The following is a 23684-nucleotide window of genomic DNA, read 5'->3' as shown; positions in this document are numbered from 1 at the left end:
CGAACAGCCTTCCTTGTTTTCAGATTTCCAGATTGTCGATCAGGCGGGTGGCGCCGAGTCGTGCCGCACCCAGCACGACCAGCGCTTCATCGGCGTGGCCCGGTGTCTGCAGGTCGCTGCGCCGCCGGACGGTGATGTAGTCGGGACGCCAGCCGTGGGCGGCCAGTTCGGCAACGGCCTCGGTTTCCAGTTTCAGGAAGTCCCGCTCGCCGGCAGCGATGCGTTCGCGGATCCACACCAGTTGACGGTTGAGGCGCGGTGCTTCGGCCCGTTCTGCGGCACTCAGGTAGCCGTTGCGCGATGACAGGGCGAGGCCGTCGTCGGCGCGGATGGTCTCGCCGGCGATGATCTCGATGGGCAGGGCCAGTTCGCGGACCATGTTGCGCAGCACCATCAGCTGCTGGTAGTCCTTCTTGCCGAACAGTGCCACGTCGGGTTGCACGATGTTGAACAGCTTCAGCACCACGGTGGCAACGCCGCCGAAGTGGCCGGCCCGCACCGCGCCTTCCAGGATGTTCACGTGGGCGGGGTCGGGCTCGACGTGATAGTGCTGGGGGGCGGGGTACATCTCCTTTTCATCCGGTGCGAACAGGAAGTCCACGCCGGCCGCCTCGAGGCGTGCCGAGTCGTCGGCCAGCGTGCGCGGGTATTTGTCGAAATCCTCGCTGGGACCGAACTGCAGACGATTGACGAAGATGCTCGCCACCACCACGTCGGCCTGTGTACGTGCTTCGCGCATCAGCGCGATATGGCCGTCGTGGAGGTTGCCCATGGTGGGGACGAAGGCGACACGCCCGGCCCCGGCAAGGGCCGCGCGCAGGCCGGCGATGGTGTGATGGGTCTGCATTGAAGGCTTTCAGTAGCTGTGTTCGGGGCCGGGGAAACGGCCCGCCTTGACGTCGGCGACATAACGGCCGACCGCTTCGTCGATGCTCGTGGCGCCGTCCATGAAGTTCTTGGCGAAACGTGGACGCTTGCCGTGGAAGACGCCCAACAGGTCGTGCAGCACCAGCACCTGGCCATGGCAGTCCACGCCGGCGCCGATACCGATGGTCGCCATCGACGTCAGGTTGGCGGTGACGTCGGCAGCGAGCGTCGAGGGCACCATCTCCAGTACGACCATTGCTGCACCGGCCTGCTCAAGGGCCAGCGCATCGGCCTTGAGGGTCGCTGCGGCTTCCTCGCTGCGGCCCTGTACGCGGTAGCCGCCGAGCTGATGGACGGATTGCGGTGTGAGGCCGATATGGGCGCACACCGGCACGCCCCGTTCGACCAGGAAACGCACCGTCTCGGCCATGAAGGCGCCGCCTTCGAGCTTGACCATCTGGGCTCCGGCCGCCATCAGGCGCGCCGAGTTGCGCATGGCCTGGGCGGGGCTCTCGGTGTAGCTGCCGAAGGGCAGATCGGTGACGATCAGCGGGCGGCTGCAGCCACGGGCCACGCACTCGGTGTGATAGACCATGTGTTCCATGGTCACCGGCAGCGTGGTCTTCTGTCCCTGCAGCACGTTGCCGAGGGAGTCTCCGATCAGGATCACGTCCACGCCGTTGCGTTCCAGCAGTGCCGCAAAGCTGGCGTCGTAGCCGGTAAGCATGGTGATCTTGCGACCCTCGGCGCGCATCTTTCCGAGCTCGAAAAGGGTCACGGGTTTATCGTTATCTTGCAGGTAGCTCATGGCAGGTCCTCCTCGCGGCGGCAGTTAACCCCAATCTTGTGCAGGGCACAAGAGGGCGCGGCAGCAAAGAAAGCAAAAGCGTAAGGCGGGTGAGGGGCGTAGACGTCAGCCGGCGTAGCCGAAGAATTCCCGGTAGCTGCGCATAGCGAGCAGGCGGGAGTACAGCAGTTCGAAATCTTCCGCCTTGTCCACGGGGTTAAGGGACTCGGCATTGACGATGAACAGCGGCGCGGCGTCGTAGTGATGGAAAAAGTTGGCGTAGCGCTGGGCGACCCGCTCCACGTAAGGCTCGCTGAGCTTGCGCTCGGACTCCACGCCGCGTTTGCGGACGCGCTCGACCAGGACTTCAGGCTGGGCCTGCAGGTAGATCACCAGGTCGGGCCTGCGGACCGTCGGCTTGAGGCGGGCGTAGAGTTGCCGGTAGAGGTGCAGTTCGTCTTCGGCCAGTGTCAGCTCGGCGAACAGCGGGTCCTTGTCGATCAGGAAATCGGAGACCACCCGGCGCTGGGGGTTGTGCTCGTGATCGAAGGCGGCGAGCTGCTCGCTGCGCTGGAACAGGAAGGCGATCTGCGTGGCCAGACCCCAGCGCTCGATGTTCTGGTAGAAGCGCCCGAGAAAGGGATTGGCGGCCGGGTTTTCGAGCAGCAGTTCTGCGCTCAGGCGGTCGGCCAGGCGTTTAGCGAGGGTGGTTTTGCCTGCGCCGATAGGGCCTTCGACAACAATGTAGCGCGCTTTTTCGAGCATGGCTTGCTCCGCCTTTCAGGCCCGGAATATGAAGTAGACAGCCCCTAGGATACACAGGGCGGCCCACAGATAGTCAAGCTTGAGGGGTTGCTGCATGTAGAGCAGCGCGAAGGGAACGAACACCGTCAAGGTGATCGCCTCCTGCATGATCTTCAGCTGGGCGAGGTTGAGCTCCTGCGCGCCGATGCGGTTGGCGGGCACCTGCAGCAGGTATTCGAACAGCGCGATGCCCCAGCTGATGAAGGCCGCCACGTACCAGGGCGCGGTGGCCAGGTTCTTCAGGTGGCCGTACCACGCGAAGGTCATGAAAACATTGGAGGCCGACAGCAGCAGCGCGGTCTGGATCCAGATCGGCATTCAGAGGGGCTCGGTGCGCGTGATGGCCTGATCGGCGACGGACTGCAGGAAATCCCGGCCCGGGCCGAGCGCGGGCAGCACGACGTCCGGTGCGACTTCCAGCAGCGGCTGCAGCACGAAGGCGCGCTGGTGCATGCGCGGGTGGGGCAGGGTGAGCTCCGTTTCGTGCATCTGCAGCTCGCCGTAGAGCAGCAGGTCGAGGTCAAGCGTACGCGGGGCGTTGGGCACGCTGCGCACGCGGCCGTGGCGGGCCTCGATGGCGAGCAGCTGGCGCAGCAACTCCAGCGCCGGCATTCCGGTGTCTACGGCCACCACGGCATTGATGAAGTCCGGCTGGTTGAGCAGGCCGACGGGCGCGCTGCGGTACAGGGACGAGCGGGCCACGACCCGGGTGCCAGGAAGAGTGCCGAGGTCGTCGACCGCAGCCCGCAGGTGTTTGACTGGTTCGCCGATATTGGCGCCGAGCGCCACATAGGCGCGGGTGACTGCCACGTCGTTCATTCCGCCGACGGTGCCCCAGTGGGCTTCTTGCGACGTCGACGCTTGCGGGTGGCACCGCCCTTGTCGGGCACCAGCATGCCTTCACGGGCATCCGGGTTGGCGTCGGCAAAGGCGTCCCACCAATCGGGCAGCTCCATCGGGAGCTCGCCGGACTGGGCGCGTAGGCGCAGGAAGTCCCAGCCTGCGCGGTAACGCGGCTGTTCCAGGAGACGGTACGGAGTCTTGCCGGCGCGTTTCTCGAAGCGCGGCTGCAGGGCCCAGATTTCCTTGATGTCGCCGACGATGCGGCGGGTGATGGCGAGCTTGCCGGACTGCCGGTCGAGGACGGCGTCCATCGCCTCGAACAGCGCTGGCTGGGAATGCTCGCCCTTTTCCTTGCGGGCCTCCCAGTCCGCCAGTACTTCGTGCCACAGCAACGTGGCGAACAGGAAGCCGGGAGACACGGGTTTGCCCTGGCGAACCCGTTCGTCGGTGTTCTCGAGGGACAGCCAGACGAAGCGCTCGCCCAGCGGTTGTTCGAGGATCACGTCGAGCAGCGGCAGCAGGCCGTGGTGCAGGCCTTCCTCGCGCAACTGGCGCAGGCACTTGACCGCGTGGCCCGACATCAGCAGCTTGAGCATCTCGTCGAACAGGCGCGCCGGCGGCACGTTTTCGAGGAGGCTGGCCATCTCGCGGATCGGCGCGCGCGCCGCCGGGTCGATGGTGAGGCCCAGCTTGGCGCCCAGGCGGGCCGCGCGCAGCATGCGCACCGGATCTTCGCGGTAGCGCAGGCGCGGTTCGCCGATCATGCGTAGGGTTTTCTGCTGCAGGTCGGCAACGCCGTGGTGGTAGTCCACCACCGTCTCGTCGGTGGGGTTGTAGTACAGCGCATTGACGGTGAAGTCGCGGCGGGTGGCGTCCTCGGCCATCGAGCCGAACACGTTGTCGCGCAGTACGCGGCCGTGCTCGTCGGTCTCGGCGGATTCGGCGTCCTGCATCGCGCGGAAGGTGGATACCTCGATGGTTTCCGGGCCGCTCATCACGTGCACGATCTTGAAGCGGCGGCCGATGATGCGCGAACGGCGGAACAGCGCGCGGACTTCTTCCGGCGTGGCGCTGGTGGCGACGTCGAAATCCTTCGGCGTCTGGCCGACGATGATGTCGCGGACCGCACCGCCGACGACGTAGGCCTTGTGCCCGTTTTCCTGCAGGACGGCGCAGACCTTGTTGGCGGCAGGAGAGATTTGCTCCCGGCGGACTCCGTGGCGACTGACGGGGATGACCGCGGGGTTGGGCAGGGCATTGGCAGGTGCGGCGCGGCGAAACACTCGGCGCAGCAGTTTGCGGATCATTGGCGGGGCTTGGATTATTGGGGTCAAGTCGCGCATGATAACCCATCAGGCGGCCGGCTTTGGCTTCCGCGGCGGTCCTTGCGGCCGCAGGGGCCTTTGCCGGGGCGCAATTTCCATCTGCTGGAGACTTACGCAATGCTGCGCTTCTCGGCCAATCTGTCTTTCCTGTTCCTCGACAAGCCTTTCCTGGACCGTTTCGCGGCCGCCGCTGAAGCCGGCTTCAAGGGTGTCGAATTCCATTTCCCCTATGCCTTTCCCCTCGACGAAGTGGTGGATGCTGCCCGGCGCGCGGCGGTGGAAGTGGTGCTGTTCAATTTCCCGGCCGGCGACTGGGCGGGGGGGGAGCGAGGCATTGCCTGCCTGCCGGAGCGGGTTGCCGAGTTCCGCGATGGCGTGCTGGAAGCGGCGCGCTACGCGGAAGGACTGAAGTGCCCGCGCATCAACTGCCTCGCAGGTCTTCGGCCGGCCGGTAGCGATGATGAGGTGCTGCGTGAAACCCTGGTGGACAACCTGCGCTTTGCCGCCGACACCCTGGCCCCAGCGGAGCGCCAGGTATTGATGGAACCGCTCAACAGCCGCGACACGCCGGGTTTCCTGGTGGATCGTACGGCGCCGGCGCTGGCGCTGCTGGACGCCGCCGAACGGCCGAACCTGCTCCTGCAGTACGACATCTACCACGCCCAGGTGATGGAGGGCGATCTGGCCCGGACGCTGAGCACGCATTTGTCGCGCATCGGCCACATCCAGCTGGCGGACAACCCGGGGCGCCATCAGCCGGGCACGGGCGAGATCAACTTTCCCTTCCTGTTCAAGCACCTACGCGGCCTGGGTTACGGGGGCTGGATCGGTTGCGAGTACGTCCCGAGCGGGCCGACGGAGGACTCCTTCGGCTGGATGGCTGCCTAGCCTCGGGGTATGCCGCCGTCCATGCCTGTAGATGGGTGGAAGCTGCCGTACCTGGAAGCGACAGTCGGCTGGAATGCGCCTTTTTCGGTGCTCGGCAGTCCGGTCGTCATCATGCCGCTCGGCGCGGAGGTGGGGCTGCCAGTTGGTGTCCAGCTCGTCGGGCGGCGCTGGCAGGACGAAGCGCTGATGATGGTGGCGGCGCGGTTGGAAGGTGCTGTGATAGAGGCATAAAATACCTGTTCAACATCGGACACGAAAATGGTGAAAATGTCACGGATACGTTCTGAAAGATTATGTAAAGCGTAAGGGGGGAGCCGGTATATCCAAAATTAACAGTTAATATTATTGAATTGGAGGTTGTCGTCGATTCGAGCCTGCACGCTGGAGTGCGGGCCCATAGGTGCCGACGCCGATTCGTTTGTCACGGTTATGCCATTCATGTTGAAACCACGCCCATCGTCCTTTGCGGTGCCTGATACCACGTCAGCCAAAAAGCGCTACCAGGCGGAAGCCTGCGTGGCCAAGCATACGGGTGACCGGACCGAGCAGCAGGACAGGGCGGCCGTCTTTGCGCACCCGACCCGCAAGGGCACGCTGATGGCGGTCCTGGCTGACGGCATGGGTGGGCATTCCGGCGGGGCGATGGCCGCGGAGCAGGTCATCCTGAAGGCCCGCCAGAATTTCGAGGCTTTTGCACCGGCTTCCGAAAGCGCAACCGATCTGCTGCGCAGCATCGTCGATGAGGCGCACATCGTTATCAAGCTGACCCGCTTCACGAGCGAGCAGGATCCGCACAGCACGGCGGTCGTCTTCATGATGCAGCCGGACAGGGCTGACTGGGCCCACTGCGGGGATTCGCGCTTCTATCATTTCCGGGCTGGCAAGCTCGTGACGCGCAGCATCGACCATTCGCTGGTCGAAGAACTGGTCCGCAAGGGGCGGCTGGATCCGGAAGGGGCATTGCGTCACCCGAACCGCAACGTATTGCTCTCCTGTCTGGGTTCGGAGCGGGAGCCGCGGGTGGACTTCGGGCACGCATCGCCGTTGGTGGGGGGCGATGCCTTCCTGCTGTGTTCCGACGGCCTGTGGGCCTACATCAATGAAGATGAGACCGGGCAGATCCTTGCAACCCAGTCTCCCCGTGACGCCGCTTCGGCCTTGATCGAACTGGCGCGCCAGCGGGCAAGGGGAAGTGGCGACAACATCTCGCTGGCCGTCGTCAAGCTCGTCGAGGTCGACAACAAGCGCACACGCTGAATTCAGCGTGTGCGCAGCCAGTTCCTGCGCCAGAACGATGCGGCCATTAGCGCCGCGGCGCCGAGCATCATTCCCATCGCAATGTCGAAGCCGTCGTGTGTGTCGAGCAGCGGCATGTCGTGGAAGTTCATGCCGAAGATGCCGGCGATCAGCGTGGCTGGCATGAACAGCGTGGTCAGCACGGTGAGGATGCGTACCTCGGTATTGAGCCGGTTGCTGACGCTGGACAGGTAGATGTCCAGCAGATCGGCGAGCAGGTCGCGCACCGATTCCAGCGTTTCGAGCACATGCACCGTGTGGTCGTAGATATCCCTTAGATATAGCCGCGTTTCGCTGGAGAAAAAGCCGTTGTCGGCCCGGCCCAGGCTGTTGAGCACTTCGCGTAGCGGCCAGACGGCGCGGCGCAGCACCAGGGCTTCATGCTTGACCCGGTTGATCTCGGCCAGCAATTCCGGCGTCGGGCGGGTCAGCGCCTGGTCTTCCAGTTCTTCCGCCATGTCGGCCAGGTTGTCGAGCATCACGAAATAACGGTCCACCAGCGTGTCCAGCAGCGCGTAGGCCAGGTAGTCGACGCCATGGGTGCGCATGGCGCCGCGCTCGGAGCGCAGGCGTTCGCGCACCGCCTCGAAGGTGCCGGTCGACCGTTCCTGGAAAGTCAGCACGAAATTGTGGCCGAGCACGATGCTGACCTGATCGGAGGTCAGGCTACGGCTTTCGGAATCGAAATCGAAGCAGCGCGCGACGATGTACAGATAGTCCGCGTATTCGTCGCTTTTGGGACGCTGGTGGGTGTTCAGTATGTCCTCCTGCACCAGTGGATGCAGTTGGAAGCGGCGTCCGATTTCCGCCATCACAGCCGGGTCATGCAGCCCATATACATTCAGCCACAGCCTGCCATTACCGGGCTGGTATTGGCGGGATGCTTCGAGGGAATCGAAGCTGATTTCCTGTACACCGTTGGAATCGAACTCAATGAGGGTGATACTGGGCTTTTCGGTCTTGATTTCACCGATATGGACCAGTGAACCTGGGGGTAACCCTAACTTCCGGGTGGGATGGGATCGTTTCTTGCTAGACTTTCGCATCGTATTTGCGATATTCGGTTCAAATAACCGGATTTTCGTGCAGGATATGGGCCAAATTCGGGTTTTCCCCGGGTGGCGCCCGGCAGTATTGAGTTGTCCGCGAAACCCTCTCGCGACGATATCAGATTTCCAACTACCCCTCGAAGGAGCTTCCATGCCCCTGGTCATCGGTGTGACCAAAGAGCTTACGCCGGGAGAGCGCCGCGTTGCGCTCGTTCCGGACGTAGCCAAGAAATATCAAGGGCTTGGCGCAGCTTTGCTGCTCCAGGCCGGCGCCGGCGCATCGGCTTATTACCGTGACGAAGATTACGGAGCCGGAGAATCGGCTGCCGATCCGCAGTCGGTGTTCAAGAAGGCCGACGTCATCCTGCAGGTCCAGCCGCTGGGGCTCGAAGCCCTGGCCGAGCTGAAGCCCGGTACGGTACTGGTGGGTTTGCAACAACCCTGGTCCAGCAAGGAGCGAGTGGAGCTTTTGTGCCAAAAACAGATCACCTGTTTCGCTTTGGAACTGCTGCCCCGTATCAGCCGTGCGCAAAGCATGGACGTGCTGTCCAGCCAGGCTGCAGTGGCGGGCTACGAGTGTGCGCTGATCGCCGCCGATCATTCGCCGAAGTTCTTCCCGATGCTCACCTATGCGGCCGGCACAATCCGGCCCGCCAAGGTACTGGTGATCGGCGCCGGCGTGGCCGGCCTGCAGGCCATCGCCACGGCCAAGCGCCTGGGCGCGATGGTGTCCGGCTACGACGTGCGACCGGAAACCAAGGAGCAGATCGAGTCGCTGGGTGCAAAGTTTGTTGACACCGGCGTCTCTGCTTCCGGCTCCGGCGGCTATGCCCGCGAGCTCACCGACGACGAAAAGCGCCAGCAGGCCGACAAGCTCGGCAGGGCCGTTGCCGATTGCGATGCGCTGATCACCACCGCTGCGATCCCGGGCAAGAAGGCGCCGGTGATCATCAGCGCCGATATGGTGGCGCGCATGAAGCCGGGTTCGGTGGTCGTCGACATGGCAGCCGAGACCGGCGGCAACGTGGCCGGTACGGTGGCCGGCGAGAAGGTGTGGGTCGGCGAGACCCTCATCATCGGCCCCACCCATATCCCCAGCCGCATGCCGGTGCATGCCTCCGAGATGTACGCCAAGAACCTCTTCAACTTCATCAGCCCATTCATCAAGGACGGCGCGCTGACCCTCGATTGGGAAGATGAAGTGATGGCTGGTGCCTGTCTGACCCACGCGGGCGAAGTTCGCCACGCGGGCGTCAAGCAGGCCCTGGGCCTCTGACCGGGAGACGAGACCATGGACGGATTTGTTGCAATCTACATTTTCATGCTCGCCGCCTTCACCGGCTACGAGGTGATTTCCCGTGTGCCGGTGATCCTGCACACCCCGCTGATGTCCGGCTCGAACTTCGTGCACGGCGTGGTGCTGGTGGGCGGCATGATCGCCCTCGGCCAGGCGGAAACCCCGCTCGAACAGGCCATCGGCTTCGTCGCCGTGCTGCTCGGTGCCGCCAATGCGGCGGGCGGGTACGTGGTGACCGAACGCATGCTCGCCATGTTCAAGGCTAAGGAGAAGAACTGATGGCTATCAAGTGGCTGATTGACGCGAGTTACTTCGTCGCCGCAATCCTCTTCATCCTCGGCCTGAAGGGCATGAGCTCGCCGGTGACGGCGCGCAGGGGAATCGTGTGGGCGGGCGTCGGCATGGTGCTCGCCACCGTGGTGACCTTCCTCACCCCGGGCATGAACAACTTCGCGCTGATGATCATCGCCATCGCCATCGGCGGTGCGCTGGCCTGGATCTCCGGCAAGAAGGTAGCCATGACCGACATGCCGCAGATGGTGGCCATCTACAACGGCATGGGCGGCGGCGCCGCAGCGGCCATCGCGGCGGTTGAGTTCGCCCGTGGCGAGATGCACGGTGTGGTGGTGACCCTGCTGGCAACCCTCGGTGCGCTGATCGGTGCGGTGTCCTTCGCCGGTTCGGTGGTGGCTTGGGCCAAGCTGCAGGGCGTCATGAAGAAGGCCTTCCGGCTGCCGGCGCAGAACGGGGTGAACATCCTCCTCGCCCTGGTCACCGTGGGCGTCGGCGCGGCCATCGTGATCGCCCCGGAGGTCGACCCGACCCTGGTTGGCGCCTTCTTCATCCTGGCGTTGGTGCTTGGCACCGTCATCACGCTGCCGATCGGCGGCGCCGACATGCCGGTGGTGATCTCCCTGTTCAACGCCTTCACCGGCCTCGCCGTGGGCTTCGAGGGCTTCGTGATGGGCATCCCGGCGCTGATCATCGCCGGTATCGTGGTCGGCGCGGCCGGCACGCTGCTGACCCAGTTGATGGCCAAGGCCATGAACCGGCCGATCAGCAACATCCTCTTTGTACCGATGGCGGCTGCCGGCGGTGGTGAAGCGGTGGAAGGCGAGCAGAAGGAAGTCGGCGCGATGGATGCGGCGGCGATGATGCGCTACGCCAGCAAGGTCATCATCGTGCCGGGCTACGGCATGGCGGTGGCGGGCGCCCAGCACAAGGTATGGGAAATGACCGAGCTGCTGGAAGAAGCCGGCGTCGACGTGAGCTTCGCAATCCACCCGGTGGCCGGGCGGATGCCGGGCCACATGAACGTGCTGCTGGCCGAGGCGGGCGTGCCTTACGACAAGATCTTCGACCTGGAAGAGATCAACGGTGACTTCCCGCAGGCCGACGTGGCTCTGGTGATCGGCGCCAACGACGTAGTCAACCCGTCGGCGCGTACCGACAAGTCCAGCCCGATCTTCGGCATGCCGATCCTCAACGCGGACATGGCGCAGAACGTCATCGTCGTGAAGCGCGGCAAGGGCACCGGCTACTCGGGTATCGAGAACGCGCTGTTCTACAAGGACAACACCCGCCTGTTGTACGGCTCTGCCCAGCAGGCCATCGGTGAAGTCATCCAGCACGTGAAGGCGTTGTCGGTGTAAAGGTATAACGGTGTAAAGGCGCAGTTGCAGATTCCGCGCCTCAGACAAAAGGGCCACCGGGGAAACCCGGTGGCCCTTTTGCAATCCTGCGGCCGATCTCGTTAAACCAGATCGGCCGGCATCACCGTGCGCAACACCGTCTGGGTCTCATCTTCGCGGACGCGGTTGGTGAACCACCACAGCGCGCCCTTCTTGATGGTCCAGTCGGCTTCGTGGCCGGACAGCAGCAGGGAGGCCAGGCGGCCTAGTTCCGGCTGATGACCGACGACCAGCACCGAGCCGCCACCATCCGGCCAGCCGCAGGCGGCCAGAATGCCGGAGATGTCGTTTCCCGGCGCCAGGGCCTGGACGATCTCGAAGTCCTTAGTGAAGGCGCTCGCCGTCTGGCGGGTACGCGTCGTCGGGCTGACCAGCACGCGCAGCTTCTTGGGGCGGCGGCTTTCCAGCCACTCGGCCACCTTGTGGGCCTGGCGCAAGCCACGCTCAGTCAGCTCACGCGTGCTGTCCGGCAGGCCATCCACGGCTTCCGCGTGGCGCCACAGCAGCAAATCCATTTTATGGGTCTCCTCTCTCCTCGAAAGAGGGCGGGAGTCTGCGGCCGGGACGTTACCGGAAGATGAAGGCATCATCGTCTCCACGGGGCCTTGCCCCACAGGATGGGTTCGAGGGCGGGCAGCACGTTCTTGCGCAGGCGGGCGATGCGCGGAGCATGCCAGCCGGCGACGAAAGCCGCGCCGCTGCGCAGTTCGGGATCCTTGCCTGCCCAGGCTTTGAGGCGGTTGCGGGCGACGGCCTCGTCGTTGAGGTAGCCGAGGGTTTCCTGCACTTCGGCGATATCGTTGGCGTAGCGCACGGTGGCCTTCTCCGGCAGCAGCGGCAGCAGGAACTCGATGGCGTAGCGCAGCCGCTTGAGGGAGACCCGCAGCTCGTGGAGCTTTTCCGGGTGAAGCTCCAGCGCCGCGGTATGGCGTTTGCGGGCCCGCTTGCGCAATTGACTCAGTTGCAGGCGGGCGAACGTGGTGAGGTTGGCGGACTTCACCAGCGCATCGCTCTCGAGCGCGTAGAGGTCGGCGGCCAGGGCCAGCATCTGGCGGCCGTGGCTGGCGGCGAGGAGCTGCTCGCGGGCGGCCGCCTTTTCCCGGTCGCGGCGGTCCACGGCCATGGCGATCAGGCGCTGGGTCGCTTCGTCGGCCAGACCGGATTCGGCCACCGGCGCGAGCACCTCGGCAATCATCACGTCGAGGTCGCGGGCGGCGCCGAGTCCGTCGGCTGCATCCTTGAGCCCATCGGACCAGCGCTGCACGAACTCAGCGGGCAGCGCCGGGCCGAACAGGCGCAGCGCAGAGCGCAGGCGGCGCAGGGCGACCCGCAACTGGTGGATGAACTCCGGATTGTCGCTTTCCCGCGCGCCGGATTCGTTGGCCTGCCACAGCGCCAGGCAGTCGAAGCCGATGACGCGGAAGGCGTCCACCGGGGATTGTTCGGCGTTCAGCCGTGACGGCCTGGCCTTGGCCGGGCGCAGGGCGTGGTTGGAATACAGGCGATAGCCGCGCTCGGCCTTGCTGACGTTCTCCGGCGTGAGGGGCAGGGTTTCCGCCAGCTGCAGCGCGATGGCATACAGCTCGCGCGGATCGCCTTCCACCAGTTCCAGTTCGAGCTCGCACAGGGGCTTGCTGCGGTCGGCGGCCTCGATGGCTCCGCTGTCGATCATCGCCAGCACCTTGACGCCTTCGCGCGGCGTGAGGATGCAGGTTTCGCGCTTGAAATGAGTAGTGAATACCGGGATCAGACGTGGGTGCAGGCTGTCGAGGCGGTTGCGCACGTCGTCCCGGTCAATGGCCGAGAAGTCGAAGCTGCCGTTGGCATACGGCTGCTCCCATTCCGGCCGGCTGGACAGGCCGCCAAGGGATTCGGCGGCGCACTTCACCGTCTGCAGCCAGTGGTTGCCGGCCTTGCGGGTGCGCACGGCCATGCGGCGTTCGCGCAACTCCAGCTCGGGCGTGTCGAAATAAGTGTTTTCAAGAGTGACGCTACGACCTTCTCGGGGGGCTTCGGCGATCAGCGGATGGCGGCGCAGGGCGGCCAGGGATTTTTGCGGGAAGGTGAGCTTGAGTTCGATTTCGTTGCTCATGACGGGCCGTTGGCAAAGAGGGAGCGCGGTGCCGGCGAGAAAGAAAAAATGCCGGCGGAAATCGGGGCATTCTAGCCCCGTGCCGGAGGCGCTGTCTTGCGCGTGCAGATGACAAAGCGGGCTTTTCGCCAGCTTTGCGGGGTCAGTTCGTGTCGAACACGGTTTCTGTACTGCCGCGCTGCCCGCGGTTGTCGAGCCACGTCACCCCCAGCTTGTCGCCGGCCTTGACGTTCTGAAACTGAAAGCTGAACAGGGGATTGGCCGAGACGGCCGTACCGAGCCCGGCCTCTATGACCGGACGGCCGTTGAGGCTCAGCGTCAGCGAGGTGATGTGGTGGGCGGGAATGGTCTGCCCCGCCGGATCATGGCGCAGGCCCGATTCCATTGGGTGGGGGATCAGCAGCCGGACTTCGCCGGTGTTGCCCTTCAGTGTCGCGCGGACCTTAATCGAATCAGCCATGGCGTCCCTTACTCTCCGCAGCCGCCGACGGTGACTTTCACGTCGCGGAACACGGTGTAGAACCGGCCGCCGGCCGCGGCCACCAGGCGCAGGCGCGAACTCTCAGCCATCTTGATCCGGGTTTGGAAGCGCGGCAGCACTTCCGGGCCGAAGTTGAACTGTACGACGAGGGGGAAGGGGTTCTTGTCCACCAGCACGCTCAGCTGGGTGGTACCCGGAATGGCGCTGATGCCTTCGATCGGCACGGCGGCGCCGTTTTCGGCGATTTCCGGTGCCTGGATCGTCAGCGCGGCGTTCTGTTCCGCGGCACCTGCACCGAGCAGGCGCAGCGCATCGAGGGCCGTCCGGGCTTCAAAGGCGGCCCGTCCGCTTTCCGCGGCAAGCGTCGCCTGGGGCTTAAGCAGGCCGGTGCCGACGAGAGGGAGCAGGGCCGCAGCGGAGCCGAAGGCCTGCAGAAAGCTCCGGCGGCGCATGCCTCAGTCTTCCGCCTTCCAGTGCCCGGACTTGCCGCCTTCCTTTTCGAGCAGACGGATGCCTTCCATCGTCATGCCTTTATCCACAGCCTTGCACATGTCGTAGATGGTGAGCAGGCCGACCTGGACGGCGGTGAGGGCTTCCATTTCGACACCGGTACGGCCGACGGTTTCGGCGGTGACGGTGCAGCGGATGGTGTCCTCACCCTCCGGCACGAAGTCGGCGGCGACGCGGGTCAGCGGAATCGGGTGGCACAAGGGGATCAGGTCGGCGGTCCGCTTGGCGCCCTGGATCGCCGCGATGCGTGCGATGCCGATCACGTCGCCCTTCTTGTTGTCGCCGGCGAGGATCCTGGCCAGCGTGGCGGGCTGCATCACGATGCACCCTTCGGCGCGGGCAACCCGGCGGGTTTCGGATTTGGCAGAGACATCCACCATGTGGGCCTGGCCGTGGGCGTCGAAATGGGTAAGGGCGTCGCTCATGGGGCGGGGAACTGGTTGCAGGGGTCGCGTATCATAGCACCGTGAAAAATCGACTGATCGCCGCCCTGTTGTGCGTGGCCATGATGCCACGCGGTTTTGCCCAGAACCTGCCAGAGCTCGGCGACAGTTCGGCGAGCGACCTTTCTCCGATTGCGGAACAGCGCATCGGTGCGCAGATCATGCGCGAGATTCGCTGGCGCGATTCCGCCTACCTGCAGGATGCAGAGATCGAGGACTATCTGAACCATCTCGGCGACCGGCTGGTGGCCGCGGGTGCCGGGGCCGGGCTGCCTTTCGAGTTCTTCGGCGTCAACGACCCTTCGCTCAACGCCTTTGCGATGCCGGGCGGCAAGATCGGTGTGCATACCGGGCTGATCGTGGCGGCGCAGAGCGAGTCCGAGCTGGCCGGCGTGCTGTCCCACGAAATCGCCCACGTCACCCAGCACCATATTGCGCGCATGGTCGGCAAGCAGAGCCAGACCGGCATCCTGATGCTGGCGTCCCTACTGGTGGCGGTGCTGGCCGCCAAGTCCAGCTCGCAGGTCAGCCAGGCGGCGATCATGGCCGGCCAGGCTGCGGGCATCAGCAATCAGCTCGCCTATTCGCGGGATTTCGAAAGCGAGGCCGACCGGCTGGGCGTGCAGAACCTGGGAGCGGCCGGTTTCGACGTGCGCGGCATGTCGAGTTTTTTCGAACGCCTGCAGAAGAACAGCCGGCTCTACGAGAACAGCGCTCCGGCCTATCTGCGCACCCACCCGCTGACCTCCGACCGGATCAACGAGATGGAAGGGCGGGTGATGCAGATGCCGTACCGTCAGGTGCCGGACTCCCTCGATTTCCAGTTGGTGCGGGCCAAGCTGAAGATCGGCAAGCAGGTGCGCCGCGAGCAGATCGAGGAGCTGGAGCGGGCGGCGCGCAGCGCGTCCCTGTCGACGCCGGCGCAGTACGAGCTGACGCGGGCCTACCTGGCGGCCAAGCGGCTGGCGGACGCGGACAAGGCGATGGCCGAGTTGCGCAAGCGTCGCGCGGTGTCGCCGATGATCGACGGCCTGGAAGCGGATCTGCGTCTTGCCCACGGCGATCCGGCCGGGGCCACGAAGATCTTTCGCGAGGCACGCGCGCGCTTTCCGCAGTCCCTGCGCCTGGTCTATGGCGAGGTGGGGGCGCTGATCGACAGCGGACGCAATGAAGAGGCCCTGGAGCTGGTCAAGTCCGAGGTGCAGACCCGACCGACCAATGCCAGCCTGTGGGAACTGCGGGCCCGCGCCGAGTCCGGCCTTGGCAGGCGCCTCGCCCAGCATCGCTCGCTGGGCGAGGTCTATGCGATCCAGGGCAATTACGCGGCGTCGGCCGAGCAACTGACGCTGGCCCAGGGGGCGGGCGATGGGGATTTCTTCGAGCACTCTGCGGTTGATTCCCGCCTGCGCGAGGTGCGTGCGTTGCTGGCCGAGCAGATGAAGGAACGGCGCGAACAGCGCTGACTGCCTACACCTCAGATCTGGCCGTAGCGCGTATAGAGCGCCCACACCAGTTCGGCGAAGGCTCGCTGGTTGAAGCGGGGCCGTCCGCTGACCGCCAGCACCAGACGCGTACGACCCACGTGCATCGGCCAGAAGCTGAGGCCGCTGACCCCTGCCGCATCGACGTTGCCCCAGCCATCGAGCAGATGGGCGCCGAGCTGCGCCAGCGGCGCTGCCTGCCGTTCGGCGACCGACAGGATGTCGGCTCCGACCGCGGCCAGCGCATCACCGATGTCGGCGCTGTAGCCGGTGACCGCCAGGCAGAAGCCCTGGTGGTCGGCCAGCAGGGCTTGGCCGCTGTCGCCGAGCACGGCGAGGTACTGGGGCAGGGTGGTGCCGAGCGCACCTGTCGGTGCGCTGCGGAGCGACGGCCAGGCTTCCAGGCTGGCGTCGTCCTGCAGCGACAGGAGCACCTCCAGGGCTTTCTCCGGTGATCTCTCCCCGCTCCACGCAATGGCCGTCTCCACGCTCAGCAACGGGCTTTCGGCCAGCTGCAGGATGCTGCGCAGGATGCGTCGCCGGGGACTGTCGGTGTCCGCACGGGCAACGGCCTGCCAGGCACCGTAAGGAGTGACGGCAATATGGGAGCCGGGGACGATTTCAAGCATCGCTCAGTCCAGGGTTGAGGGTGAAGAGGAGCGCTTTCACCAGCATGGCCACGTCTTCCCGACTGCGTGCGTCGACGCGGAACACTGCAGGCATGGGGTTATGGCCGAGTTCGGCAAGCCGGGCCCGGTAGGCATCCAGGCTCGGTGCGGGGGTGCGGTCCATGTGGGTGACGCCGATGGTGACGGCGGTGCCGGCGATGAAGTTTGAGAAGGCGGCCAGGTAGTTCTCGAGGTCGGCCAGGGGGTCGGGCTGGGCGTTGTTGATCAGCAGGATCAGGCCGATACCGCCATTGCTGAGGATTTCCCACATGAAGCTGAAGCGTTCCTGGCCTGGCGTGCCGTACAGCATGACTTTCTCGCCGCCGGGCAGGTTGAGCACGCCGTAGTCCATGGCGACGGTGGTGGTTTTCTTCATCCCGGCGATTTCGTCGGAGGCTACGGCTTCGGTGCTGACCGGCAGGATGTCGCTCAGGGCGTTGATGGCAGTGCTTTTGCCGGCACCGACGGTGCCGGAGAAGATGATTTTGTTGTGACGGACGCGTTCAGACAGCATCGAGCAGTTTCCTCAGAATGCGGGAAAGGATGGATGGGCGTTGGGGGGGGAGGGGCGGTGGTGCATCGTCAGCCGGTATCGGCGCTGCGGCTCCGCCCACGGACGGAGCGGGCTGGAGCAGTCCGGCGAAATGTGCGGACGCATAGACCGAGAACACATAGCGCTGGGGGATGCCGAGGCGCTTGGCCACGTCGACGGGGCTGATCCACTCCCGGGTCCACAGGGAGACAATCCGCATTGCATGTGGTGCAGCCCAGGCTCGGGTGAAGCTGGGCCAGGCGCGCAGGCGGGCAGGCCAATAGGGGTTGACGCCGGCCGGCAGACGGCCGCGGGCAGCCCAGGCCGCGGTGTTCCACAGGAAGTCCTCGGCTGCATGGATGGTGTCGCCACTGCCGGTTCCGCTGAAGGTGAGGGCATGCACGACACGGGCCGTTGCATCCGGCAACTGGGCCATCGAAAAGGGACGCAGTTGCGTGTCCCGAAATCCGGTGACGCAGACGGGCTGCGGCAGGGGGTGGATGCCAATCAGGCGGGGCAGGCCGGAGACTACGTGGGGGCGACCGGTCTTGAGGGCTTCCTCCAGGGCTCGGGCCAGGTGTCCGACCAGGTATTGGCCTGGTTCGAAGAAAAGCTTGCCGGGCAGGGGCGTGCCGGGGGTGAGGGGGATGTCCTCCACGGAGCCGCACAGATCGGGCTCATCGTCGCCCGGCCGTGGGCGCGCTTCGCTGGTTTCGCTCACCACCACATTGGTAGGGATAAGGCCGGTAGTGGCGTGCTTGAGCGCGGCGGCCTGGCTCAGCACTCCGGGTAGTTCGTCGAGATTGAGCGGCTTGCCAAGCGTTGTGTGATGGGGGTATCGCGCTTGCAGGCCTTCCGGTCGAAAGGCGTAGCCGACGACACCGATACCCGGACGGCTGGAGAGCAAGGCCAGGGCCTCGTCGATGCCGGGCCGATCGTGGTCGACGAGGACCACGGTGGCCTCGTCGAGGCTTTGGGCGAGGCGAATGCTTTGCTTCCAGTGCCGCTCGACGGAAAGTCCGATCAGGCGGGTATCCATGCTGCCGATATGCAGCAGGAAGACGGCGGTCGGGGCCAGGGCAGGGACAGGCAGCGGGCGGTTCATGGCATTGGGGCTGGCGGAGTCCGGGAACGCTCAGTGGGCGTGGGACATGTGGGCAGGTGTTGGGGGCGGTGTTGCTGGCAGCAGGAACGTCCGCTCCCCGTCTACCGGCCTGGCCAGTACCACACCGCGTAGGGCCAGCAAAGGGTCGTGGCGATCGACGCCCCGATGCAGGCGGGCGTGCAGGTAGATATCCAGGTTGTGCTGTTCCAGGGCCGTGTGATGCTGCCGGAGTACCCGGGTCCGCAGATCGAGTCCACAGGCCCCGAGGGCGATCCACAGGTCGAGGACTGCCGCCGCGGTTTGCGCAGGGTTGCCCAGCGCGTGCCAGACGGAAATCCGCTGCATGTGGGCGTGCAGGTTGCCGGGGTGGCGGCCGATCTCGGCGGCGAGCAGCGTGGCGGTAGCCGGGGAGCGCCAGGCGGCGGCTATGTCCAGCGTGCGCACGGGGAGGCCGAAATCCGCCGGCGGGCTCGGCGTTCGGATCCGTCCAGGATCCTCGCGGCTGAGGATGAAGGCACTCACTGGGTCAGTGTGGAGATGATATCGATCATGAATTCCACGTCTTCCTGCTGGATGGCCTGCCAGCGGCTCGCGCCGAGGGCCGACAGCATGCCTTGCCCTTTCTCGGTTTCGTGCATGGACAGAAGTATCTGCAGGAAGTCGTCGGACCGGGAATGCAGGTCGCGGCCGAGCAGGAACACGTGGTGGATGACCTGGATGTCGCTGGTCACCAGTACTCGCAGTTCGCGGCGGACCAGGGAGGACAGGCCGCGGTAGGCGCCTACCGGCATGAAGCCGACGTCAGCCTGGCCGCGCAGGATGTCCTTGGCGACCTGGATGTAGGTTTCCCGTTGCTGTTCGATGGTGTTGCCGGTGTCCAGATTGGCGGGTTCGAGCAGGATTCGGCCTATCGTGTTGACGCAGGGATCGTTGGCGCAGGCGATGCGGGTGCCGGCCTTGAGGTCGTCGATGGCCTGGGCCGGGTGTCCGAGCGCGGTGACGATGACCATTTCATCGGGCGCTCCATCCGGTCGTGCGATGGCGCGAAATCCCTTTTCCCGGACCAGCAGGGAGGCGTCGAAGGGGTTGGCATGGATCAGGTCCACCTTGCCGGCCTCGATTGCCGCCCGCTGCGCATCGAAGCCGTCGTGCAGTTCGAGGTGGATCGGGATGGACAGGGAGCGCTGCAGCCAAGTGTTGAATATGTACCAGTCGGAAATGCGCTCGGCCGGGAAACTGGGGCTGACGGTGAAATTGAAGCTCATGACCGGTTCCACTCCCTGTAGGTGGCTTCTGCCTGGGCCACTTTCTCGCGGGAGGGTTCCCGCCTGACCGAGGTATAGCCGATGATGTGTCCGTCCCGGATATTGGGGACTACGGTGGCGAACACCCAGTAGTGGCCGCCGTCCTTGCGGAGATTCTTGACGTAACCATGCCACTGGCGCCCGGCCTGGACGGTCTCCCACAGGTCGCGGAAGGCTGCGGCAGGCATGTCGGGGTGGCGCAGCAGGCAGTGGGGCTGGCCGATCAGTTCGTCGCGCTCGTAACCCGACATGTCCACGAAGGACTGGTTGCAGTGGGTGATGATGCCGCGGGTGTCCGTGCGTGAAACGATCAGGCGGCCCTGGGGATAAGGCGTTTCGACGTGGGTCACGAAAACCCGGCGGCGCGTGCCGTCGGCATGCTCCAGGCGATACTCGGTGGCGCCGTCTGCAGCGGGGGGAGGGGGCATGTCGAGCATCGCAGGCTCCTGGTTTAGCCGAGAATGCCGCCGATCGCGTCGGCGGCACGGCGTACATCGAGGAAGACCAGGCCCAGTTTTGCGCTGGGCTTGGCCATGACGGTGAGAACCGCATCGGTGCCCGCCTGGACCATCAATACATAGCCCTTGGCACCTTTGATCAATACCTGTTCGAGACCGCCGCGGGCGAGTTCCCGCGCGGTGCGGTCGCCCAGGGACAGCATGGCTGCGCTCATGGCACCGACCCGGTCCTCATCCACGGTATTGGGCAGCAGGGCGGCCATCATCAGGCCGTCAGAGGAAATGATGGCCGAAGCCTCAATGTCGGCCGAGCTCCCGTTCAGGTCATTGAGCACGGTTTGAAGCATGTCAGATCGCATGTCGCATTACTTTCGAAGTCGATTGTCCTGTAGAACCCCGGTCGCACGGCAAGGCCGCCCGGAGCCATCCCGTTTATTTCTGCGGCATTTAATTTTATTTTGAATGTCATTATTCCATATGTTGCAAGGGTATTTAAGAGTGATGTGGGGGAAAGGGCCGTGGATATGGGCGGGTCGGCTGGGCCCGTCGCGTTAGAATCGTGGTTTGATTGCCTTTGCACGAGATGGAGCTGGACGATGGATTTCGACAAGGAAGTGGATGCCCGGGGGCTGAATTGCCCGTTGCCGATCCTGCGGGCCAAGAAAGGACTGGCTGAACTGCAGGCGGGGCAGGTGATGCGCGTGCTGGCTACGGATCCGGGCTCGGTAAAGGACTTTGCGGCCTTTGCGCGCCAGACGGGCAATGAGTTGATCGGGCAACAGGCGCTGCCGGATGGCGCCTACGAGTTCTTCCTGCGGCGCAAGTAATCGCGGATGGGCAAAAAAATGGCCACGCATTTGCGTGGCCATTTTTTTGAGCGTGGCGCCCCCGGGCGCCACGGCGTCAGACGCCGGTCAGCTTGGCCAGTTGGGGCTTCAGCTTGTCGACGGTGGCCGTGAAGTTGGCCAGGCGTTCCTTCTCCTGGGCCACGACCGCAGCCGGGGCGCGGGCCACGAAGCTCTCGTTGGACAGCTTGGCGTTGGCCTTGGTGATCTCGCCTTCGAGGCGGGCGATCTCCTTGGACACACGCTCACGCTCGGCGGCGATGTCGATTTCCACCTTGAGCATCAGGCGCTGTTCGCCCACCACGGCAACCGGGGCGAGTTCCTCGCTGCCGATCTCGTCCACCACCTGCACTTCCGACAGCTTGGCGAGGCCGGCGATGTAGGGGGCGAACTTGCTCAGGCGTTCGGCGTTGCCGGTGGCCACCAGCGGCAGGCGCTGGGCGGGGGAGATGTTCATCTCGCCACGCAAGTTGCGGCAGGCGTAGATCAGGCCCTTGAGTTCGGCCACATCGGCTTCGCTCTTCTCGTCGAGCTTGCCCACGTCGGCTTCGGGGTAGCGGGCCAGGCACAGGCTGTCGCTGTCCTTGCGGCCGGCCAGCGGGGCGACGGTCTGCCACAGCTCTTCGGTGACGAAGGGGATCAGCGGATGGGCCAGGCGCAGCACGGTTTCCAGGATGCGGATCAGCGTGCGGCGGGTGCCGCGCTGGGTGGCCTCGTCGCCGGTCTGGATCTGCACCTTGGCGAGCTCCAGGTACCAGTCGCAGTACTCGTCCCAGATGAACTCATAGACGGACTTGGAAACCTGGTCGAAGCGGTATTCGCCGAAGTGGTTGGCGATCTCCTGCTCCAGGCGTTGCAGGCGGCTGACGATCCAGCGGTCCACGAAGGAGAAGGCCAGCGGGGCGCTGCCGCCGCAGCTGGGGCCGTCCTGCGTGTGCTCGAGGCCCAGGTCGTGGCCCTGGACGTTCATCAGCACGAAGCGGGTTGCGTTCCACAGCTTATTGCAGAAGTTGCGGTAGCCCTCACAGCGGTTCATGTCGAACTTGATGTCGCGGCCGGGGCTGGCGAGGCTGGCGAAGGTGAAGCGCAGCGCGTCAGTACCGAAGGCCGGGATACCTTCCGGGAATTCCTTGCGGGTCTTCTTCTCGATGCTGGCGGCCTGCTTGGGGTTCATCAGGCCGGTGGTGCGCTTGGCGACCAGCGCATCGATGCCGATGCCGTCGATCAGGTCGATCGGATCGAGCACGTTGCCCTTCGACTTGGACATCTTCTGGCCTTCGCCGTCGCGGATCAGGCCGTGCACGTACACGTGCTTGAACGGGATCTTGCCGGTGATGTGCTTGGTCATCATGACCATGCGTGCCACCCAGAAGAAGATGATGTCGAAGCCGGTGACGAGCACCGTGGACGGCAGGTAAAGATCCAGTGCGTCGTTGGACTTGGCCGGGTATTCGGACGTCCAGTCGAGGGTCGAGAAGGGCCACAGGGCGGACGAGTACCATGTGTCGAGCACGTCCGGATCGCGGGTCAGCGGGCCGGGGTAGCCGGCCTTGTCGGCCAGGGCGCGGGCTTCTTCCTCGCTATGGGCGACGAAGCATTCGCCATCGATGCCGTACCAGGCCGGAATCTGGTGGCCCCACCACAGCTGGCGGGAAATACACCAGTCCTGGATGTTGTTGAGCCACTGATTGTAGGTGTTGACCCAGTTGCCAGGGACGAACTCGATTTCACCGGAGCTGACGACTTCCAGCGCCTTCTCGGTGATCGACTTGCCGTCTTCGCCCGGCTTGGACATGGCGACGAACCACTGGTCGGTGAGCATCGGCTCGATGACCACGCCGGTACGGTCGCCGCGGGGAACCTGCAGCTTGTGGGGCTTGGTGTCCACCAGCACGCCGGCGGCTTCCAGGTCGGCCACGATGGCCTTACGGGCGTCGAAGCGGTCGAGGCCCTGGTACTTGGCGGGGGCGTGCTCGTTGATCTTGGCGTCCAGCGTGAGGATGCTGATCTGGGCGAGCTTGTGGCGCTGGCCGACGGCGTAGTCGTTGAAGTCGTGGGCCGGGGTAACTTTGACCACGCCGGTGCCGAACTCACGGTCCACGTAGTCGTCGGCGATGATCGGGATGTCGCGCTCGCACAGGGGCAGACGGACGGTCTTGCCGATCAGGTGGGCGTAGCGCTCGTCTTCCGGATGCACCATCACGGCCACGTCGCCGAGCATGGTTTCGGGACGGGTGGTGGCGACGGTCAGGCCGGTCAGTTCACCGATCTGGCCTTCACTGAACGGGTAGTGGATGTGCCACATGAAGCCGTCTTCTTCTTCCTGGACCACTTCCAGGTCTGAGACGGCGGTGTGCAGCTTGGGATCCCAGTTGACCAGGCGCTTGCCGCGGTAGATCAGGCCTTCGTTGTAGAGGCGAACGAAGGTCTCGGTGACGACCTTGTTGAGGCCCGCATCCATCGTGAAGCGCTCACGGCTCCAGTCCGGGCTGGTGCCCAGGCGGCGCATCTGCTTGGTGATGGTGCCGCCGGAGTATTCCTTCCATTCCCAGACCTTCTCGAGGAACTTCTCGCGGCCGAGGTCGTGGCGGGAGACGCCCTGGGCGTCGAGCTGGCGTTCGACGACGATCTGGGTGGCGATGCCGGCGTGGTCGGTGCCCGGCTGCCACAGGGTGTTCCAGCCCCGCATGCGGTGGTAGCGCGTCAGCGCGTCCATGATGGTCTGGTTGAAGCCGTGACCCATGTGCAGGGTGCCGGTGACGTTGGGCGGCGGCAGCAGGATGCAGAAGGATTGTTCGGCGGGCTTGCTGCGATCGAGGCCGGCGGCGAAGTAGCCGCTGGCTTCCCAGTGTTCATACCAGCGGCGCTCGATCTCCGCCGGCTCGAAACTCTTGGCCAGTTCCATGGGGTCTGTCTTT

At 64.9% G+C, this 23684-nt stretch carries 28 protein-coding genes; 8 read left to right on the top strand and 20 right to left on the bottom strand.

Annotated features, from left to right (window positions below; all coding sequences use genetic code 11):
- Positions 1–19 precede the first annotated feature (19 nt).
- From panC to pcnB, 6 genes are all read right to left on the bottom strand, one after another.
- Entirely contained in the window at positions 20–847 is an 828-nt protein-coding gene (gene panC / locus AC3QL2_RS00950; RefSeq protein WP_493234201.1) for a pantoate--beta-alanine ligase, read from the bottom strand.
- Positions 848–856: 9 nt separating this feature from the next.
- Positions 857–1675 carry a 3-methyl-2-oxobutanoate hydroxymethyltransferase gene (gene panB / locus AC3QL2_RS00945; protein WP_493234200.1) on the bottom strand — a complete coding sequence of 273 codons (819 nt, stop codon included), beginning with the start codon at positions 1673–1675 and terminating at the stop codon, positions 857–859.
- Positions 1676–1780: 105 nt separating this feature from the next.
- Positions 1781–2419: a deoxynucleoside kinase gene (locus AC3QL2_RS00940; protein ID WP_493234199.1), complete on the bottom strand. Its 639-nt coding sequence runs from the start codon at positions 2417–2419 to the stop codon at positions 1781–1783.
- A 15-nt stretch (positions 2420–2434) separates the two neighbouring features.
- Positions 2435–2776, bottom strand: coding sequence for a DMT family protein (locus AC3QL2_RS00935; protein WP_493234198.1), 342 nt, complete (start codon positions 2774–2776; stop codon positions 2435–2437).
- A complete protein-coding gene (gene folK, locus AC3QL2_RS00930) occupies positions 2777–3268 on the bottom strand; it encodes a 2-amino-4-hydroxy-6-hydroxymethyldihydropteridine diphosphokinase (protein ID WP_493234197.1) in 492 nt (163 codons plus the stop codon). It lies immediately after the preceding gene.
- Between the two features lie 5 nt (positions 3269–3273).
- Positions 3274–4608, bottom strand: coding sequence for a polynucleotide adenylyltransferase PcnB (gene pcnB / locus AC3QL2_RS00925; protein WP_493234196.1), 1335 nt, complete (start codon positions 4606–4608; stop codon positions 3274–3276).
- A 135-nt stretch (positions 4609–4743) separates the two neighbouring features.
- On the opposite strand from pcnB, the gene hyi reads away from it, so the two are divergent.
- The 3 genes from hyi (at position 4744) to AC3QL2_RS00910 (ending at position 6771) form a co-directional block, all read left to right on the top strand.
- On the top strand, positions 4744–5514 hold the full coding sequence (gene hyi / locus AC3QL2_RS00920) for a hydroxypyruvate isomerase (RefSeq protein WP_493234195.1): 771 nt from the start codon (positions 4744–4746) through the stop codon (positions 5512–5514).
- Between the two features lie 9 nt (positions 5515–5523).
- Positions 5524–5745, top strand: coding sequence for an amidase family protein (locus tag AC3QL2_RS00915; protein WP_493234194.1), 222 nt, complete (start codon positions 5524–5526; stop codon positions 5743–5745).
- Positions 5746–5952: 207 nt separating this feature from the next.
- Positions 5953–6771 carry a PP2C family protein-serine/threonine phosphatase gene (locus AC3QL2_RS00910; protein WP_493234193.1) on the top strand — a complete coding sequence of 273 codons (819 nt, stop codon included), beginning with the start codon at positions 5953–5955 and terminating at the stop codon, positions 6769–6771.
- A gap of 2 nt (positions 6772–6773) precedes the next feature.
- Here AC3QL2_RS00910 and corA read toward each other — a convergent pair whose 3' ends face one another.
- The gene (gene corA / locus AC3QL2_RS00905; protein WP_493234192.1) at positions 6774–7856 is read right to left on the bottom strand and encodes a magnesium/cobalt transporter CorA; all 1083 of its coding nucleotides are present in this window, start codon (positions 7854–7856) and stop codon (positions 6774–6776) included.
- Between the two features lie 154 nt (positions 7857–8010).
- Here corA and AC3QL2_RS00900 point away from each other — a divergent pair, with 154 nt between their 5' ends.
- The 3 genes from AC3QL2_RS00900 to AC3QL2_RS00890 are packed head-to-tail and all read left to right on the top strand — an operon-like array spanning position 8011 to position 10808.
- The gene (locus AC3QL2_RS00900; protein ID WP_493234191.1) at positions 8011–9135 is read left to right on the top strand and encodes an NAD(P) transhydrogenase subunit alpha; all 1125 of its coding nucleotides are present in this window, start codon (positions 8011–8013) and stop codon (positions 9133–9135) included.
- Positions 9136–9150: 15 nt separating this feature from the next.
- On the top strand, positions 9151–9435 hold the full coding sequence (locus tag AC3QL2_RS00895) for an NAD(P) transhydrogenase subunit alpha part 2 (protein ID WP_079435886.1): 285 nt from the start codon (positions 9151–9153) through the stop codon (positions 9433–9435).
- The gene (locus AC3QL2_RS00890) at positions 9435–10808 is read left to right on the top strand and encodes an NAD(P)(+) transhydrogenase (Re/Si-specific) subunit beta (RefSeq protein WP_493234190.1); all 1374 of its coding nucleotides are present in this window, start codon (positions 9435–9437) and stop codon (positions 10806–10808) included. The genes AC3QL2_RS00895 and AC3QL2_RS00890 overlap by 1 nt, the downstream gene beginning before the upstream one ends.
- Positions 10809–10909: 101 nt before the next feature.
- Here the strand turns inward: AC3QL2_RS00890 and AC3QL2_RS00885 are convergent, their stop codons facing one another.
- The 5 genes from AC3QL2_RS00885 to moaC all read right to left on the bottom strand — a co-directional run bounded on the left by AC3QL2_RS00885 (position 10910) and on the right by moaC (position 14355).
- Positions 10910–11362: a SixA phosphatase family protein gene (locus tag AC3QL2_RS00885; protein WP_481118583.1), complete on the bottom strand. Its 453-nt coding sequence runs from the start codon at positions 11360–11362 to the stop codon at positions 10910–10912.
- A gap of 71 nt (positions 11363–11433) precedes the next feature.
- Positions 11434–12939: a CYTH and CHAD domain-containing protein gene (locus AC3QL2_RS00880; protein ID WP_493234189.1), complete on the bottom strand. Its 1506-nt coding sequence runs from the start codon at positions 12937–12939 to the stop codon at positions 11434–11436.
- Between the two features lie 142 nt (positions 12940–13081).
- Positions 13082–13399 carry a thiosulfate oxidation carrier complex protein SoxZ gene (soxZ, locus tag AC3QL2_RS00875; RefSeq protein WP_493234188.1) on the bottom strand — a complete coding sequence of 106 codons (318 nt, stop codon included), beginning with the start codon at positions 13397–13399 and terminating at the stop codon, positions 13082–13084.
- 8 nt (positions 13400–13407) lie between these two features.
- The gene (soxY, locus tag AC3QL2_RS00870) at positions 13408–13872 is read right to left on the bottom strand and encodes a thiosulfate oxidation carrier protein SoxY (RefSeq protein WP_493234187.1); all 465 of its coding nucleotides are present in this window, start codon (positions 13870–13872) and stop codon (positions 13408–13410) included.
- Positions 13873–13875: 3 nt separating this feature from the next.
- Positions 13876–14355 (bottom strand): cyclic pyranopterin monophosphate synthase MoaC, encoded by a 480-nt coding sequence (gene moaC, locus AC3QL2_RS00865; protein ID WP_493234186.1) that lies wholly within the window; start codon positions 14353–14355, stop codon positions 13876–13878.
- Between the two features lie 41 nt (positions 14356–14396).
- Here moaC and AC3QL2_RS00860 point away from each other — a divergent pair, with 41 nt between their 5' ends.
- A complete protein-coding gene (locus AC3QL2_RS00860; RefSeq protein ID WP_493234185.1) occupies positions 14397–15836 on the top strand; it encodes a M48 family metalloprotease in 1440 nt (479 codons plus the stop codon).
- Between the two features lie 11 nt (positions 15837–15847).
- Here the strand turns inward: AC3QL2_RS00860 and AC3QL2_RS00855 are convergent, their stop codons facing one another.
- The 7 genes from AC3QL2_RS00855 to AC3QL2_RS00825 form a co-directional block, all read right to left on the bottom strand.
- Positions 15848–16483 carry a hypothetical protein gene (locus AC3QL2_RS00855; RefSeq protein WP_493234184.1) on the bottom strand — a complete coding sequence of 212 codons (636 nt, stop codon included), beginning with the start codon at positions 16481–16483 and terminating at the stop codon, positions 15848–15850.
- The gene (locus AC3QL2_RS00850) at positions 16476–17036 is read right to left on the bottom strand and encodes a GTP-binding protein (RefSeq protein WP_493234183.1); all 561 of its coding nucleotides are present in this window, start codon (positions 17034–17036) and stop codon (positions 16476–16478) included. Before AC3QL2_RS00850 ends, AC3QL2_RS00855 begins: the two co-directional genes overlap by 8 nt.
- Complete coding sequence (locus AC3QL2_RS00845) at positions 17026–18159, bottom strand: hypothetical protein (protein ID WP_493234182.1); 1134 nt, start codon at positions 18157–18159, stop codon at positions 17026–17028. The genes AC3QL2_RS00850 and AC3QL2_RS00845 overlap by 11 nt, the downstream gene beginning before the upstream one ends.
- Positions 18160–18189: 30 nt before the next feature.
- Positions 18190–18603, bottom strand: coding sequence for a hypothetical protein (locus AC3QL2_RS00840; protein WP_493234181.1), 414 nt, complete (start codon positions 18601–18603; stop codon positions 18190–18192).
- 74 nt (positions 18604–18677) lie between these two features.
- Entirely contained in the window at positions 18678–19424 is a 747-nt protein-coding gene (locus AC3QL2_RS00835) for a phosphate/phosphite/phosphonate ABC transporter substrate-binding protein (protein ID WP_493234180.1), read from the bottom strand.
- The gene (locus AC3QL2_RS00830; RefSeq protein WP_493234179.1) at positions 19421–19900 is read right to left on the bottom strand and encodes a PAS domain-containing protein; all 480 of its coding nucleotides are present in this window, start codon (positions 19898–19900) and stop codon (positions 19421–19423) included. Before AC3QL2_RS00830 ends, AC3QL2_RS00835 begins: the two co-directional genes overlap by 4 nt.
- Positions 19901–19914: 14 nt before the next feature.
- Positions 19915–20268 (bottom strand): roadblock/LC7 domain-containing protein, encoded by a 354-nt coding sequence (locus AC3QL2_RS00825; RefSeq protein WP_493234178.1) that lies wholly within the window; start codon positions 20266–20268, stop codon positions 19915–19917.
- 249 nt (positions 20269–20517) lie between these two features.
- Between AC3QL2_RS00825 and AC3QL2_RS00820 the strand changes: the two genes are divergently transcribed.
- A complete protein-coding gene (locus AC3QL2_RS00820) occupies positions 20518–20748 on the top strand; it encodes a sulfurtransferase TusA family protein (RefSeq protein ID WP_493234177.1) in 231 nt (76 codons plus the stop codon).
- Between the two features lie 76 nt (positions 20749–20824).
- On the opposite strand, the gene AC3QL2_RS00815 is transcribed toward AC3QL2_RS00820, so the two are convergent.
- Positions 20825–23671, bottom strand: a complete 2847-nt coding sequence (locus tag AC3QL2_RS00815) for a valine--tRNA ligase (RefSeq protein WP_493234176.1) — start codon at positions 23669–23671, stop codon at positions 20825–20827.
- Positions 23672–23684: the final 13 nt, after the last annotated feature.

The organism is Zoogloea sp. GW822-FHT05C07, assembly GCF_058800215.1.
This window is presented reverse-complemented; position numbering and strand designations above follow the sequence as displayed.